This window comes from Vibrio rotiferianus CAIM 577 = LMG 21460 (genome assembly GCF_002741985.1).
GTDB lineage: Bacteria > Pseudomonadota > Gammaproteobacteria > Enterobacterales > Vibrionaceae > Vibrio > Vibrio rotiferianus.
The window spans coordinates 78,479-93,641 of record NZ_APHW01000010.1; the positions used below are offsets into that span (position 1 = coordinate 78,479).

A 15,163-nucleotide genomic window follows, 5' to 3' on the forward strand; every position below is an offset into this window, starting at 1 on the left:
GATAAAAACAACAAACCCGCTTTAAGCGGGTTTATTTTTCTCTTCATAAAAGCAAGTTATGTTGTGCTTTGACGAGAGCAAATGGTTTGTCTTTCCGACAGCGCTCTATTTATTTGGCTAGGTCTTCTATTGGTACTACGCTGCTTGCGTGTGAACCTTTTGGACCTTTTTCAACCTCGTATGAGACTTGTTGGCCTGCTTTCAGTGTACGATAACCGTCCATTTGGATAGTAGAGTAGTGGGCGAATATGTCTCCCTCTTCTTGATCCGAACAGATAAACCCAAATCCTTTGGCATTGTTAAACCACTTTACTGTACCTGTAGCCATGCGTTTACATCCCTCATGCATTTTTTACTGATGTTGTTCTTCACTTCGGCCATACCTTTAGCCAAAGTACTTCTCTTAGCAATAATGCTAATACACGTCATTGTTGCGCAAACTCTCAGCGAAGCAGTAAGCCTCCAGCTACAACACCACTGAAAAAATATGCATCAACACATTCCACTGTAGTCAAAGAGGTGAGACAGTCAATAGCAAATATGTACAAAAAACAACATATTTGAAAACAAATCACTTTTGAGATTAACAATTTTGCAATGTCTTTTGTCAATATAATCTGAGAATTAGAGTATCGGTCTATAAGTGTGATTAAGAGTGGTAAAAGATACTATCCACAAGGCTTATATTAGAAAAATGTGTGGTAAGAGTTGAAACTGCATAAATAGTGAAATTAAGAGGTTGCTCGTGGAGTAAATGTGATCTCTGCCTTTTGCTAGAGAGGGGGATAAATTCCACCAACGAAAAGTACTCAGTTGCTGGTTTAATAATCGGCTTTTGTCCGTATCAGAAAATCTTTTATTTGCAGCGAGTGAACTGGTGGATTAGGCTCTATGTAAGAGAAAAATTTTATCAATCAAAGTGCATTTAGGTGCCTTATCTCACTACACCGCACGGTATGCTTATGGTAGTCTGTTACGAAGCAGGTAAAACCATCAACCCTTTGATACGATAACTTTTAGATAGCCATGAGTAAAAATTTTGAATGGGTAACTCCAGACTCCGATCTTCTGGAGAAAGAAAGTACAAAAATTCAGCCTCCTAAGCTGTATAACGTTGTACTAAATAATGATGATTATACCCCTATGGATTTCGTCATAGAGATACTTGAGCGTTTCTTTTCACATGATATCGACAAAGCGACGCAAATTATGCTCAAGGTTCACTATGAAGGAAAGGCAGTCTGCGGAACCTTTAGCGCAGAAATTGCCGAAACAAAAGTAGCGCAAGTGACGATGTACTCAAGGGAAAATGAGCATCCGCTACTATGTACTATGGAGCAAGCGTAATAAGAAGACTTGCTCGAGCAACCCAAGTTGTTCTTTCGGGAGGTACTTATGCTAAATAAAGAACTAGAGTCAAGCCTTAACGGTGCATTCGCTCGTGCACGTGATAAACGCCACGAGTTCATGACTGTCGAACACCTCCTACTTGCATTATTGGAAAATGATGCAGCTAAGGAAGCCCTTCTAGCCTGCAAAGCGGACCTTGATGCTTTGCGAAATGAACTCGATATTTTTATCGACCAAACAACGCCGCTCATCCCAGAAAGTGATGAGACGCGCGAAACCCAGCCGACATTGAGTTTCCAGCGTGTACTTCAACGCGCCGTCTTCCATGTTCAGTCGTCTGGTCGCAGCGAAGTAACAGGGGCAAACGTCCTCGTTGCCATTTTCAGTGAGCAAGAATCTCACGCAGCTTACCTGCTCAAAAAGAACGACATTTCTCGTTTGGACATTGTTAACTTTATCTCTCACGGCATCACTAAAGCATCGGGCTCAAGTGAAGATTCTTCTTCGTCTGATTCGTTTGGCTCAGAAGCACCTGAAGAAACCAACCCAGAAGAGCGTCTGGAAAGCTTTGCAACTAACCTAAACCAAGTTGCGAAAGCGGGTAATATCGACCCATTGATTGGTCGTGACAAAGAGCTAGAGCGCACGATCCAAGTACTGTGCCGTCGTCGTAAGAATAACCCATTACTTGTGGGTGAAGCTGGCGTAGGTAAAACGGCTATCGCGGAAGGTCTTGCCTGGAGAATTGTGGAAGGCCAAGTGCCTGAAGTGATTCAAAATAGCGTGATTTATTCCTTAGATATCGGCTCCCTACTGGCTGGTACTAAATACCGTGGTGATTTTGAGAAACGCTTTAAATCTGTTTTGAAGCAGCTTGAAAAAGAAGAAGACGCGATTCTGTTCATCGATGAAATTCATACCATCATCGGTGCGGGTGCAGCTTCTGGTGGTCAAGTCGATGCTGCTAATCTGATTAAGCCTCTGCTAAGCAGCGGTAAGTTGCGTTGTATCGGTTCAACGACGTACCAAGAGTACAGCAACATCTTTGAGAAAGAGCGTGCATTGTCGCGTCGTTTTCAAAAGATCGATGTAGTAGAGCCTTCTTTGGATGATACGACGAAGATCTTGATTGGTTTGAAACCTAAGTACGAAGCTCACCATGAAGTGCGTTACACCAACAAAGCGTTGCGCGCAGCAGTAGAGCTATCGGCGAAATACATTAATGAACGCCATCTACCAGACAAAGCTATCGACGTGATCGATGAAGCGGGCGCTCGCAGCCGCCTAGCACCAGCAAGTCGTCGTAAGAAGACCGTTGGCGTTGCAGACATCGAATCGATGGTTGCTAAGATGGCGCGCATTCCGGAAAAATCAGTGTCGTCTTCTGATAAAGACATTCTGAAGAATCTTGATGACAAGATGAAGATGTTGGTATTCGGTCAAGACAACGCGATTGATGCACTCTCTGAAGCGATTAAACTGTCGCGTGCAGGGCTTGGTGTAGATAATAAGCCTGTAGGTTCATTCCTGTTCGCTGGTCCTACTGGTGTTGGTAAAACAGAAGTCACCGTTCAGCTTTCAAAGCTGCTTGGTATTGAACTACTGCGCTTTGATATGTCTGAGTACGGTGAGCGTCACTCAGTAAGCCGCTTGATTGGTGCGCCTCCTGGTTACGTAGGCTATGACCAAGGTGGTCTGTTGACCGATGCTGTGCTTAAGCACCCTCATTCAGTCGTTCTGCTTGATGAAATCGAAAAAGCGCACCCAGATATCTTTAACTTGCTACTTCAAGTGATGGATAACGGCACGCTGACAGATAACAACGGCCGTAAAGCAGACTTCCGTAATGTTATTCTTGTGATGACAACCAACGCAGGTGTGGCTGAAACTGAGAAAAAATCGATTGGTCTTATCCAACAAGATAACAGCCATGACGCGATGGCGGAAATCAAGAAAGTGTTCACACCAGAGTTCCGTAACCGTCTAGATAATATCATCTGGTTTAATAGCTTGGATGAAGCAGTTATCCATCAAGTAGTTGATAAGTTTATTGTCGAACTACAAGTTCAATTGGATGCTCGTGGCGTATCGATGGAAGTATCACAAGATGCTCGTCATTGGTTAGCGCACAAAGGTTACGACAAAGCTATGGGGGCTCGCCCAATGGGACGTGTTATCCAAGAGCAGCTTAAGAAACCTTTGGCGAATGAACTTCTGTTCGGCTCATTGGTTGACGGTGGTACAGTGAAGGTGACACTAGTGAAAGACGAGCTTAAGTTTGAGTACTTGAGCGAGAAAGAAGCTGCGCTTCACTAACATTATCAGTTAGTCCTGATAAAAGCGTGCGACGAGTCGCACGCTTTTTTTTTATTTTTATAGCACGCTGACGTCGCAAACTAATTCTGTTTTAGTCATGGGTAGGATATGGACTGGAGCGTCAATTCAATGAAACGGCTATTAATCGTGCTGTGCTTGCTGTTGGTTGCTTGTGACAATAGTCATTTGCATATAGAGAAAAATACCGCAGTTTTTGAGCCTATAGTCGCTCGCATAGAACGAGGTAAAGCGGCAAACATCCATAGTTTGTTAGTCTGGCAGAATGATCGTTTAGTACTCGAACTTTATCGAGAGGGAAGCGGAAGAAATGGTAATTACCACACCGCTAACTTAGCCGTAGGTCGCGATGTCCTTCATAATGTTCACTCAGTAACCAAGTCGTTTGTAGCCACCCTTATCTTCATTGCGATTGATGAAGGTAAAATAGAAAGCTTAGATGTACCAATTTTTAGCTTTTTTCCTGAATATCAAGCTAGTGATCGAGATAAGAAGCTGAACATCACCCTTCGAGACGTGATGAATATGTCGACTGGCTTTGCGTTGGATGAATTGAGCTCTCCGTACAAGCAGGGCAATATTTTTGCTCGGCACTATAATGCCAAAAACTTGCTTGAGCAGTTTTTGTCTACACCTCTCTCTTTTGAACCTGGAACTCGCTTTGCCTATAGCGGGCTCTCAACCATTGGGCTTTCTAAGGTGATTGAGAAAGTCTATGAAAAGCCTTTTACAAAGGTAATGAAAGAGAAGCTTTTTTCTCCTCTCGGTATTGTTCAGTATCAATGGTTAACTCAATTAGGAAGTGGAGAGCCTGGGGCAGATTGGGGCTTACGCTTAACCTCTACTGATATGGGTAAATTTGGTCTTATGTGGCTGCATAAAGGTGAATATGCGGGCAAACGAGTTGTTGGCAACAAATGGTTTAATGAATTGAGATTGAGCCAATTTACTGGCTATGAAATGGGGTACGGTCTGCATTTTTGGCAAGTATCAAATGTCAATAACGCTGTTGCCGCGGTAGGCATTGGTGAGCAATACATTATGATGCTACCGAGTAAAAATGCGGTAATTGTCGCGACAGCAGGTAACTATGATGTCGGTAACAGGCCGGTATTACAACTCACAAAGGAACTGGCTGAATTGCTTTAGCATTAACTAAAAAACGGAGCAATAAGCTCCGTTTTTTATTTGCATCCGAAAATCTATGATTAACGAGCGCGGAAGACGATGCGGCCTTTAGATAGGTCGTATGGAGTCATCTCTACAGTTACTTTATCACCAGTAAGAATACGGATGTAGTTCTTACGCATCTTGCCAGAGATGTGTGCAGTCACAACGTGACCGTTTTCAAGTTCAACGCGGAACATAGTGTTTGGTAGAGTGTCAAGCACAGTGCCTTGCATCTCAATTACGTCTTCTTTAGCCATTTAATCCTCTTTAGAAATTAGGCGGTATTAGCGCGCTTATTTTGCCGCTAAACAGTAATTATGTAAAGTTGGGGCGTATTCTACCCTTGCCAACGCTGATTTACTAGCCTTTGGTGTCGTTGAAAGCGAGTTTTGTAGTTCATCGCTGGACATTCATCGATCTGATAGCCCAAATATAACCAATCTTTACTCTGTTTTTGGCAGTACTCCAATTGAAACAGTACGGCTAACGTACCAAGAGATAAAGGAAAGTCAGGATCAAAGAAGGTATAAAATGCGCTTGCACAATGCTCCATTATATCGGTAACAGCAACGGCTAATAAGCGATGACTTTCGTCATAAATATGAAGGAACCCAGTGGTTAACCATGTCGTTTGAGCAAATCGTTCAAACTCATCTTCTTTTGGGGGGTACATGGTTCCATTTTTGTGCCTTTGGCAAATGTAATGGCTGTAGAGTTCAAACCAACCATCGTCGAGTTTACTTTTCATTTCCCAATAAAAGGTTTGGCCTTTCTTGAGTAACCGCTTTTGACTCTTTGAGGCGACAAAATCCTGCACTGCGATACGAATGGGCTGGCAAGCATTACAGTTTTCACAATGAGGTTTATAAATCGTGTCACCGCTGCGACGGAACCCATTGGCCATCAAAATCTGATAGTTCTGTTCGTTGTGTAGACTAGCATCAAGCGCAACGGCCACGCGCTCTTCACGCTCTGGTAAGTAGCTGCATGGATGATTGTTCGTTAAACCGATACGAATTTGTTGCAGATCCGTGCTCATGATACGACGCCTTGAAGAGTTTGTGGTTCGAATGTTCCCAGATTGGTTTTCTTGTCTCTTAAAGATAGTAGTTTTTGGACGAACTCGTCACGTTCAATTTCAATTGCTCCAAGTGACTTAAGATGCGGGTTCATTACCTGGCAATCGATCAATTGACCCTGGTTTGACGCCAAATGTTCGCATAAATACCACAATGCAATTTTGGAGGCGTTGTCTTTAAGGCTGAACATTGATTCACCACAAAAAAGTTGCCCTACGCTAATACCGTATAAACCGCCAATTAACTGCTCATCGTGCCATACTTCTACAGAGTGGCAATGGCCGCGTTTTGCTAGCTCAATATATGAAGTTTGCATCTCTTCATTGAGCCAAGTTTCTTCTGCTGGGCGAGTTGAAGAGCATAGCTGAATGACGCGTTCAGTTGCGTTGTTTATTGTTACTTTATACTGTTGTTTACGCTGAAACTTTTTTAAGCTTTTGGAAGGCTTAAATGTCAAAGGATCAAATACAGCGCGCGGTGATGGGCTCCACCAAAGAATCGGCTCTCCGGGACCATACCAAGGGAAAATACCTTGATGGTAGCCATTAAGAATACGTTCAGGATTCAGGTCACCACCAAAAGCGAGCAAACCGTTTGGATCGCTCAATGCTTCGTAAGGTGATGGAAATGAGAGCGAATCACCAAGTTCAGTTAGATAGATAGCCATAAAGATAAAATTACCAACATCAGAGCCTATAGGAGCTTATTATGAGCGGAGTAATATTTAATATAAAACGATGGGCATGGATCATACTGTTTTTGCCATTTTTCGCCAATGCAGCTTATGAAAGAAATGTAGCAAAACCCGTGAATCAAGTCGTGTATGGTAAAGTTGATTCTGTGCGATACATAACGCAGCAAGAGATAAAACAGTCACAAAGTAACGGCTGGGAAACATTGCTCGGAGCTACCATCGGTGGTTTAGTTGGTAACCAATTTGGTGGTGGTACGGGCAAAGAAGTAGCGACTGCAGTTGGTGCGCTTGCTGGCGCTGCGGTAGTCAGAAATCGCGGCAATTACGAATATACCGTGGAATACAAGTTGGTAGAACTGCTGATCAAGGTTGATGGCAACAAACTTATCAACGTAATACAAGACGTTGATAATACTATGTTGTTTTCCCGAGGTGATGATGTTCGAATCTTGTACTTTGATGATGGCGTTAGAGTCGACATTGCCTATTAAGCCAACGTTTGCGTTACAAAAGCAAGGCTGATTAATTATTCAAAAAATAGCTTAGGTTTGCTCTGGTTTTGTGGCGGTTTTTTCGTTAGTCTGAATTTACGAAGAATTGTTTAGCTCTCAAAAACGGTTAAGTTGAGAGCACAAAGGATTATCAACTTTTAATGGAAAGCCTAACGTTACAACCTATCAATAAAATTCAAGGGGAAGTGAACCTTCCTGGGTCAAAAAGCGTTTCCAACCGAGCTTTGCTTCTTGCTGCACTAGCAAAAGGCACCACTCGTTTGACCAACCTTCTCGACAGCGATGATATTCGTCATATGTTGAACGCGCTGACTAAGCTTGGCGTTCAATACAAATTGTCTGAAGACAAAACGGAATGTGTCGTAGAAGGTCTTGGCCGACCTTTTTCTGTTTCTGAACCAGTTGAGCTTTTTCTAGGCAATGCAGGTACAGCGATGCGCCCACTTGCAGCGGCTCTATGTTTAGGTGAAGGTGAGTATGTTCTTACCGGCGAGCCTCGCATGAAAGAACGCCCAATTGGCCATCTAGTTACTGCGTTGAAAGCAGCGGGTGCAGATGTAACTTACCTAGAGAGTGAAAATTATCCACCACTAAAAATCATAGGAACGGGACTTAAGTCTGGCTCTGTATCTATTGATGGTTCAATCTCTAGCCAATTCCTTACCGCATTTCTTATGTCAGCACCGTTGGCTGAAGGTGAAATTCGTATCAATATCGAAGGTGAGTTGGTTTCTAAACCTTACATCGATATCACGTTGCACATCATGAAGCAGTTTGGTGTTGAAGTGATCAACAATGATTACCAAGAGTTCGTGATTCCTGCTGGCCAGCAATATGTCGCTCCAGGTGATTTCTTGGTGGAAGGTGATGCGTCATCGGCTTCTTACTTTTTGGCTGCCGCAGCGATCAAAGGTGGTGAAGTTAAAGTCACTGGTATTGGTAAAAATAGTATTCAGGGTGATATTCAATTCGCTGATGCGCTTGAAAAAATGGGTGCAGAAATCGAATGGGGCGATGATTACGTCATTTCTCGTGTTGGCCAACTGAAAGGCATCGATATGGATTACAACCATATCCCAGATGCGGCAATGACCATTGCGACGACTGCGCTGTTTGCTGAAGGCACCACCGCTATTCGTAATGTATACAACTGGCGTGTAAAAGAGACTGACCGTCTATCTGCAATGGCGACAGAGCTTCGTAAAGTTGGCGCAGAGGTGGAGGAGGGTGAAGATTACATCATCGTGAAGCCAGTATCACAGCTTACGCATGCTGCGATTGATACCTACGATGATCACCGTATGGCGATGTGCTTTTCGCTGGTGGCGCTAAGTGATACGCCGGTGACGATTAACGATCCTAAGTGTACGTCAAAGACATTCCCAGACTACTTCGATAAATTGAAAGCATTGAGCTGCTAATTAATCGTATTGAAAGAGAAAAGCCAGAGTGAGTGCTCTGGCTTTTTTATTGAATTTTAATTATTTATTTATTCAATGTGAATTCTTTAGAAAGATGATGCGCTAGGTATTTAAACATGTTGAATACCGCGGTTGTCTTCGGTGTCGGTAGGCCTTTCTCATCCAAGAAATATTCACCTTTAAATACCAAAACATCGTCTTTTTCTTCAACACTTGTTGCACGCATCCCTTCGATAAAGTCATCGTGCTCTTGGATAATTTGGTTTGCAATCAAAAGAAGGTCAAATTCTTCAATGTGTTTTCTGTCAGACATAGCACTCTCGTCATTCAATGAAAATTGATGGGGCGCAGTATACCCTCAATTGTCTTAGGTTTGCAGGCTAAAAACTGTGATTGCGTGTTTTACGAACATCGCACGTTAATATAGAGGGAGTAGCGAAGCGATTCGCATCTGCAAATAGCCAATATTTCATTGCCATAACTTAAGGTTACGTTCTAATCGCTTATGACAAATTATTTTGTGATGAGAGACAAAATTTATTGAATTCGACTAGCGAGAGGAAACTTTGCCTGCTTAGTATATGCCGCTCAAGACCTTTTGCAGAACCCTGACTTGTCAAAGTATAAAGGCGATGAATTGTCAACCAATCGGATCTGAATTTCAAAAAAGCAGTTGATCTTCTTTTCATCTCGCACAATAGTAAAAAAAGAAGCAATGAAATAGAACATTATGCGGGTAGCTTCCTTTGGGAGTTTTAACCCGCATTATTATGAAGGACGTTAGAGTCAGTTATGGGTAAATCACTCGTTATAGTGGAGTCACCAGCCAAGGCAAAGACGATAAACAAGTACCTTGGTAAAGACTTTATTGTTAAGTCTAGTGTTGGTCACGTGCGTGATCTCCCTACGGCCGGTCAAAGCACTGGTGAGAAAAAAGCCGCGGCAATTTCTACAAAAGGAATGAGCCCAGAAGAAAAAGCGCGAGTCAAAAAAGAAAAAGACCGTAAAGCTTTGATCAAAAAAATGGGGATTAACCCATATCATGACTGGGAAGCGAACTACCAAATCCTTCCAGGTAAAGAAAAAGTTGTAAGCGAACTGCAAAAATTAGCCAAAGATGCTGACCACGTTTATCTCGCAACCGATTTGGACCGCGAGGGGGAAGCAATCGCATGGCACCTTCGTGAGATCATCGGCGGCGATGAAGAGCGATACAAACGCGTAGTTTTTAACGAGATTACTAAGAATGCAATCCAACAAGCTTTCCAAACACCTGGTGAGCTAAATATGGATGGTGTTAACGCACAGCAAGCACGTCGATTCATGGACCGCGTTGTAGGTTTCATGGTTTCGCCATTGCTATGGAAGAAAGTGGCACGTGGTCTGTCTGCTGGTCGTGTACAGTCGGTAGCGGTGAAGCTGTTGGTTGAGCGCGAGCGTGAGATTAATGCTTTTATTCCAGAAGAATTCTGGGATATCAACGTAAATACGCACACTAAAGACAAGACAGCATTCAAACTTCTTGTTGCGCAAAAAGATGGCGTTGCGTTTAAGCCTGTCAACGAGACAGAGACCAAAGCAGCGCTTTCAGTACTGGAAAAAGCGAGCTACGAAGTTTGTAAGCGTGAAGACCGCCCAACAAAGAGTAAGCCGTCTGCACCGTACATCACTTCAACACTGCAACAAGCGGCAAGTACTCGTCTTGGCTACGGCGTTAAGAAGACAATGATGCTCGCGCAGCGTTTGTATGAAGCGGGTTACATCACCTATATGCGTACCGACTCAACCAACTTGAGTGCGGAAGCAGTAGATGCGGTTCGTGGATTCATCGGCTCTGAGTATGGAGACAAGTACCTTCCTGCTAAACCGCTAACGTACGGTAGCAAAGAGGGCGCACAAGAAGCGCACGAAGCGATTCGTCCTTCAGATGTTTCTGTGAAATCAGAAGACCTACAAGGTGTTGATGCGGACGCACACAAACTTTATTCATTGATCTGGAATCAGTTCGTTGCCTGTCAAATGACGCCAGCAGAATACGATTCAACGACAATCAGTGTGAAGGCGGCAGAATACACGCTAAAAGCGAAAGGCCGTATCCTCAAGTTTGACGGTTGGACTCGCGTACAACGCCCAATGGGTAAAAACGAAGATACGATTCTTCCAGCCGTTCAGTTAGGCGAAAAGCTAGACCTAGAGTCACTAGAGCCTAAACAGCACTTTACTAAGCCACCTGCACGTTTTACAGAAGCGGCATTGGTTAAAGAGCTTGAGAAGCGCGGCATTGGTCGTCCTTCAACTTACGCTTCTATCATCTCTACGATCCAAGATCGCGGCTATGTGAAAGTTGAGCAGCGTCGTTTCTACGCAGAGAAGATGGGCGAGATCGTTACAGACCGCTAGATGACAGCTTTAACGACCTAATGAACTACGACTTCACAGCTCGTATGGAACAGAAGCTTGACCAAATCGCAGAAGGCGATGTGATGTGGAAAGATGTCCTAGACAACTTCTTCACCGACTTCACTGGCGATCTTGAGAAAGCGGAACAGGATGAAAACGAAGGCGGCATGAAGCTGAATCACATCGTGATGACAGACATCGAGTGTCCGACTTGTAGCCGTCCAATGGGTATCCGTACTGCATCTACGGGTGTATTCCTGGGCTGTTCTGGTTATGCATTACCACCTAAAGAGCGTTGTAAGACAACGATTAACTTGGGTGATGAAGATGGCATCATCAATGTTCTAGAAGAAGATGTAGAAACTGCAGCGCTGCGCGCGAAGAAGCGTTGTCCTATCTGTGAAACGGCGATGGATGCGTACCTGATCGACGATAAGCGTAAGATGCACGTTTGTGGTAACAACCCGAACTGTGAAGGCTACATCGTTGAACACGGCGAGTTCAAAGTGAAAGGCTACGATGGCCCAGTTGTTGAGTGTGACAAGTGTGGCTCTGACATGGTGCTTAAGAACGGTCGCTTCGGTAAATACATGGACTGTACGAGTGAGACGTGTAAGAACACTCGTAAGATTCTGAAGAATGGCGAAGTTGCGCCTCCGAAAGAAGATCCAGTTCATTTCCCTGAACTGCCATGCGAAAACTCAGATGCGTACTTTGTTCTACGTGATGGTGCTTCTGGCCTGTTTATGGCAGCAAGTAACTTCCCTAAATCACGTGAAACTCGTGCTCCATTGGTATCTGAACTGGCGCGTTTTGAAGAACGTTTGCCTGAAAAGTTCAAATATTTAGCAACAGCACCGCAGGAAGATCCGGATGGTCGCCCAGCTGTAGTTCGATTTAGTCGTAAAACTAAGGAGAACTATGTGCGTTCTGAAGAAAACGGAAAACCAAGTGGGTGGACCGCTCTTTATAACGAAGGCAAGTGGGATATCACTGATAAGCGTAAAAAAGCGAAGTAATTCGATTCTATAACGATAAAGGCGGCTAACAAGCTGCCTTTTTTATTTTCAAAACCCTTCAATTCTTGATTGTCATAGAGCTTTCATCAAGACGCCGTATTTTTATTAAACACACCTATTTGTGCGCTTGCTGTGTGTAAATTGTTTTCATGATGTAAACGATTGCGTTGCTTAGTGTGACCGGATTATCGTCTTGAGCAAGTAACCTCTGTACGTGACACAGAATGGCATATTTAAAATTGTAATTTAATTCCAATTCGATAATTTAATACCTAATAAGTGCAACTGATTGCTGCCAATTAGTATAAAAACAAATCGAATAAATACGGCAGTAGAAAGGAAAGCACAATAGCTTAATTTTGCTCGCTAACTCACGGTTAGAGTTGGTGGAGTAGATACTATAAGGTATCCGCTCGATTACCCCTGAGGCTTATCATGATCGAGTGGATATGGAAATCCAAGCTATAACTATATGGAGAACAACGAATGGCTGGTGTTTTGGGAATGATTCTTGCTGGCGGTGAAGGCTCTCGTCTGAGGCCTTTAACGGAATCCCGCAGTAAACCTTCGGTCCCTTTTGGCGGAAGTTACCGACTTATTGATTTCGCTTTGAACAACTTCGTGAATGCGGATTTGATGCGCATTTACGTCCTTACTCAATTTAAATCTCAATCTTTATTCCATCACATGAAAAAGGGATGGAACATCAATGGCATCACAGATCGTTTTATTGACCCGATCCCTGCCCAGATGCGTACGGGTAAGCGTTGGTATGAAGGCACAGCTGATGCTATCTACCAAAACCTGCGTTTTATGGAGTTGGCTGAGCCTGATCAGGTATGTATTTTTGGTTCAGATCATATCTATAAAATGGACATCAAACAGATGTTGGCTTTCCACGAAGAGAAAGAAGCTTCGTTAACGGTTTCCGCATTACGTATGCCACTTTCGGAAGCATCCCAGTTTGGAGTGATAGAAGTGGATGCGGAAGGGCGTATGATCGGTTTTGAAGAAAAACCAGAAAGTCCGAAATCTATCCCAGGTGATCCAGAGCATGCACTTGTATCTATGGGGAACTATGTATTCGAAGCTCAGACCCTGTTCGCTGAACTGATTGAAGATGCTGACAATGAAGCTTCAACGCATGATTTTGGCAAAGACATCATTCCTAAGATGTTCCCACGTGGCGATGTGTTTGTTTATGACTTCAGTACTAACCGCATCACTGGCGAGAAAGAAGAAGTATACTGGCGCGATGTAGGTACGATTGATGCGTACTGGCAAGCTCATATGGATCTTCTCGAGAAAGACGCACCGTTCTCTTTATACAACCGCAAGTGGCCACTGCATACTTATTACCCACCATTGCCACCGGCGACCTTTACTGACTCTGTTAATGGTCGAGTGCAGATCATCGACAGCTTGGTATGTAACGGCAGCTACGTGCGCGGCTCACGTATTGAAAAGTCAGTACTTGGGTTTCGCAGCAACATTGCTTCAGCGTGTGACATTAGCCAGTGTATTTTGTTGGGCGATGTGAAAGTCGGGGAAGGTTGTGTGCTTCGTCGCGTGATTGTCGACAAAGATGCAGATATTGCTCCAGGTACACAAATTGGGGTAAATCTACAAGAAGATAAGAAACACTACCATGTGTCAGACGATGGCATTGTTGTAATTCCAAAAGGAGCACGTGTTGGCTACTAACAATTTGTCTGTTCTGTTTGTAGCGTCTGAAGTCGAAGGACTGATTAAAAGTGGTGGCTTGGCTGATGTAGCCAAGGCACTGCCGGAAGCCCTTCAAAATCTTCAGCAAGATGTACGAATTTCTATTCCAGCTTATACCGGTATAGAGCAACTGTCAGAAGCTGAGACGGTTCTAGAGACAGAGCTAACGAGTTGGCCTAATACTGCTTATCGAGTTCTAAAACTGATGCTTGGGGACAATCTGGTTTACTTAATTGATTGTCCGCCGTATTTCAATCGTCCTTCTATGTATGCGGAGAATAACCAAGCTTATTCGGACAATGGCGAACGTTTTGCATTTTTTAGTGCTGCTTGCCTTGATATGTTACCAAAGCTTGGTTTCCAACCAGACATCGTACACGCTAATGATTGGCATACGGGCTTAGTTCCATTCCTACTCAAACATCGTTATGGCGACGACGCCTTTTTTGCAAATACTCGCAGTGTAATCTCGATTCATAATGCGGTATTTAAAGGGGTATTTAGTTACGACGATGTTCAGTGCCTCCCTGAATTTCATAGTCGAAACGTACCAGACGCAGCGGTAAGCGCGACACACATCACCATGCTCAAAGCGGGCGTGATGAACGCAGATAAAATCAATGCAGTAAGTCCGACTTATGCAGAAGAGCTTAAGACTGAACTCGGTAGCCATGGCATGGCATGGGAGTTTCAACAACGTGCTGATGATTTAGTGGGCATTCTAAATGGCTGCGATTACAGTGCTTGGAATCCGGAAACAGATCCTAGTTTACCACTGAACTACAAAGCGAATCGGCAAAGTATGGTGCGTGGTAAGAATGCCTGTAAGAAAGCCCTACAAGAAAAGTTGGGGCTTGGTGCGTCAGATTGCGCAATGTTTGGTATGGTGTGCCGCCTCACGCAGCAAAAGGGTGTACATTATTTGCTACCAGTATTGGCAGATTTTCTGAAACACGACGTTCAAGTCGTGGTGGTGGGAACGGGAGACCCTATTCTTGCCGCTCAATTGAAAGAAGTCGCAGCACAGTTTGCAAATAAGTTTGTTTTTGTTGAAGCATACGATAATGAACTCGCACACCTTGTTGAGGCTGGTTCTGATTTCTTCCTGATGCCTTCAGAGTTTGAACCTTGTGGTTTGAATCAGATCTACAGTATGGCTTATGGCACCTTGCCTATCGTTCGTGGAGTTGGTGGCTTGAAAGATAGCGTTAATGACTACGATGTGGACATTGAAGAAGCCACAGGTTTTGTGTTCTATGAGCCGACACCGCAAGCATTGCTGCTGACTATGCTAAGAGCTCTATTGCTCTACGCACAGAGTCCGAACGAAGTAAAGCGTGTTCAGCTTCATGCGATGCAAAGGGATTTCTGCTGGCATAAAGCCGCAGAAGAATATTTGCTGTTGTATAGGTCTGCGTTAAATTAACGCAAAATTTTAAAAAAATGTAACTAAAGGCAC

General features: G+C 43.8%; 12 protein-coding genes and 1 pseudogene. 8 read left to right on the forward strand and 5 right to left on the reverse strand.

The genetic code is table 11. The features are described 5' to 3' along the window. Nucleotides 1-109: 109 nt before the first annotated feature. A complete protein-coding gene (gene cspD, locus B853_RS04915; protein WP_010447207.1) occupies nucleotides 110-328 on the reverse strand; it encodes a cold shock domain-containing protein CspD in 219 nt (72 codons plus the stop codon). 698 nt (nucleotides 329-1,026) lie between these two features. Here cspD and clpS point away from each other — a divergent pair. The 3 genes from clpS to B853_RS04930 all read left to right on the forward strand — a co-directional run bounded on the left by clpS (nucleotide 1,027) and on the right by B853_RS04930 (nucleotide 4,833). Then, nucleotides 1,027-1,347, forward strand: coding sequence for an ATP-dependent Clp protease adapter ClpS (clpS, locus tag B853_RS04920; protein WP_010447208.1), 321 nt, complete (start codon nucleotides 1,027-1,029; stop codon nucleotides 1,345-1,347). 48 nt (nucleotides 1,348-1,395) lie between these two features. Then, on the forward strand, nucleotides 1,396-3,666 hold the full coding sequence (gene clpA / locus B853_RS04925) for an ATP-dependent Clp protease ATP-binding subunit ClpA (protein ID WP_038885816.1): 2,271 nt from the start codon (nucleotides 1,396-1,398) through the stop codon (nucleotides 3,664-3,666). 129 nt (nucleotides 3,667-3,795) lie between these two features. After that, nucleotides 3,796-4,833, forward strand: a complete 1,038-nt coding sequence (locus tag B853_RS04930; RefSeq protein WP_038885817.1) for a serine hydrolase domain-containing protein — start codon at nucleotides 3,796-3,798, stop codon at nucleotides 4,831-4,833. 59 nt (nucleotides 4,834-4,892) lie between these two features. Here the strand turns inward: B853_RS04930 and infA are convergent, their stop codons facing one another. From infA to aat, 3 genes are all read right to left on the reverse strand, one after another. After that, the gene (infA, locus tag B853_RS04935) at nucleotides 4,893-5,111 is read right to left on the reverse strand and encodes a translation initiation factor IF-1 (protein ID WP_001040192.1); all 219 of its coding nucleotides are present in this window, start codon (nucleotides 5,109-5,111) and stop codon (nucleotides 4,893-4,895) included. Nucleotides 5,112-5,191: 80 nt separating this feature from the next. Further along, entirely contained in the window at nucleotides 5,192-5,893 is a 702-nt protein-coding gene (locus B853_RS04940; RefSeq protein ID WP_010447211.1) for an arginyltransferase, read from the reverse strand. Then, nucleotides 5,890-6,600: a leucyl/phenylalanyl-tRNA--protein transferase gene (aat, locus tag B853_RS04945; RefSeq protein ID WP_038885818.1), complete on the reverse strand. Its 711-nt coding sequence runs from the start codon at nucleotides 6,598-6,600 to the stop codon at nucleotides 5,890-5,892. The genes B853_RS04940 and aat overlap by 4 nt, the downstream gene beginning before the upstream one ends. A gap of 41 nt (nucleotides 6,601-6,641) precedes the next feature. On the opposite strand from aat, the gene B853_RS04950 reads away from it, so the two are divergent. Then, a complete protein-coding gene (locus B853_RS04950) occupies nucleotides 6,642-7,118 on the forward strand; it encodes an outer membrane lipoprotein (protein WP_010447213.1) in 477 nt (158 codons plus the stop codon). Nucleotides 7,119-7,279: 161 nt separating this feature from the next. Further along, nucleotides 7,280-8,560: a 3-phosphoshikimate 1-carboxyvinyltransferase gene (aroA, locus tag B853_RS04955; RefSeq protein WP_038885820.1), complete on the forward strand. Its 1,281-nt coding sequence runs from the start codon at nucleotides 7,280-7,282 to the stop codon at nucleotides 8,558-8,560. Between the two features lie 64 nt (nucleotides 8,561-8,624). Here aroA and B853_RS04960 read toward each other — a convergent pair whose 3' ends face one another. Further along, a complete protein-coding gene (locus B853_RS04960; protein WP_010447215.1) occupies nucleotides 8,625-8,873 on the reverse strand; it encodes a YciN family protein in 249 nt (82 codons plus the stop codon). A gap of 479 nt (nucleotides 8,874-9,352) precedes the next feature. Between B853_RS04960 and topA the strand changes: the two are divergent. The 3 genes and pseudogenes from topA (at nucleotide 9,353) to glgA (ending at nucleotide 15,130) form a co-directional block, all read left to right on the forward strand. Continuing rightward, nucleotides 9,353-11,979 (forward strand): annotated as a pseudogene (topA, locus tag B853_RS04965) (type I DNA topoisomerase). Between the two features lie 486 nt (nucleotides 11,980-12,465). Then, nucleotides 12,466-13,683 (forward strand): glucose-1-phosphate adenylyltransferase, encoded by a 1,218-nt coding sequence (gene glgC / locus B853_RS04970; protein ID WP_010447217.1) that lies wholly within the window; start codon nucleotides 12,466-12,468, stop codon nucleotides 13,681-13,683. Next, a complete protein-coding gene (gene glgA / locus B853_RS04975) occupies nucleotides 13,673-15,130 on the forward strand; it encodes a glycogen synthase GlgA (RefSeq protein ID WP_038885823.1) in 1,458 nt (485 codons plus the stop codon). The genes glgC and glgA overlap by 11 nt, the downstream gene beginning before the upstream one ends. Nucleotides 15,131-15,163 lie beyond the last annotated feature (33 nt).

Coding starts and splice junctions, on each gene's coding strand:
- cspD (WP_010447207.1), bottom strand. CDS start 328: ATGGCTACAGGTACAGTAAAGTGGTTTAACAATGCCAAAGGATTTGGG.
- clpS (WP_010447208.1), top strand. CDS start 1,027: ATGAGTAAAAATTTTGAATGGGTAACTCCAGACTCCGATCTTCTGGAG.
- clpA (WP_038885816.1), top strand. CDS start 1,396: ATGCTAAATAAAGAACTAGAGTCAAGCCTTAACGGTGCATTCGCTCGT.
- B853_RS04930 (WP_038885817.1), top strand. CDS start 3,796: ATGAAACGGCTATTAATCGTGCTGTGCTTGCTGTTGGTTGCTTGTGAC.
- infA (WP_001040192.1), bottom strand. CDS start 5,111: ATGGCTAAAGAAGACGTAATTGAGATGCAAGGCACTGTGCTTGACACT.
- B853_RS04940 (WP_010447211.1), bottom strand. CDS start 5,893: ATGAGCACGGATCTGCAACAAATTCGTATCGGTTTAACGAACAATCAT.
- aat (WP_038885818.1), bottom strand. CDS start 6,600: ATGGCTATCTATCTAACTGAACTTGGTGATTCGCTCTCATTTCCATCA.
- B853_RS04950 (WP_010447213.1), top strand. CDS start 6,642: ATGAGCGGAGTAATATTTAATATAAAACGATGGGCATGGATCATACTG.
- aroA (WP_038885820.1), top strand. CDS start 7,280: ATGGAAAGCCTAACGTTACAACCTATCAATAAAATTCAAGGGGAAGTG.
- B853_RS04960 (WP_010447215.1), bottom strand. CDS start 8,873: ATGTCTGACAGAAAACACATTGAAGAATTTGACCTTCTTTTGATTGCA.
- glgC (WP_010447217.1), top strand. CDS start 12,466: ATGGCTGGTGTTTTGGGAATGATTCTTGCTGGCGGTGAAGGCTCTCGT.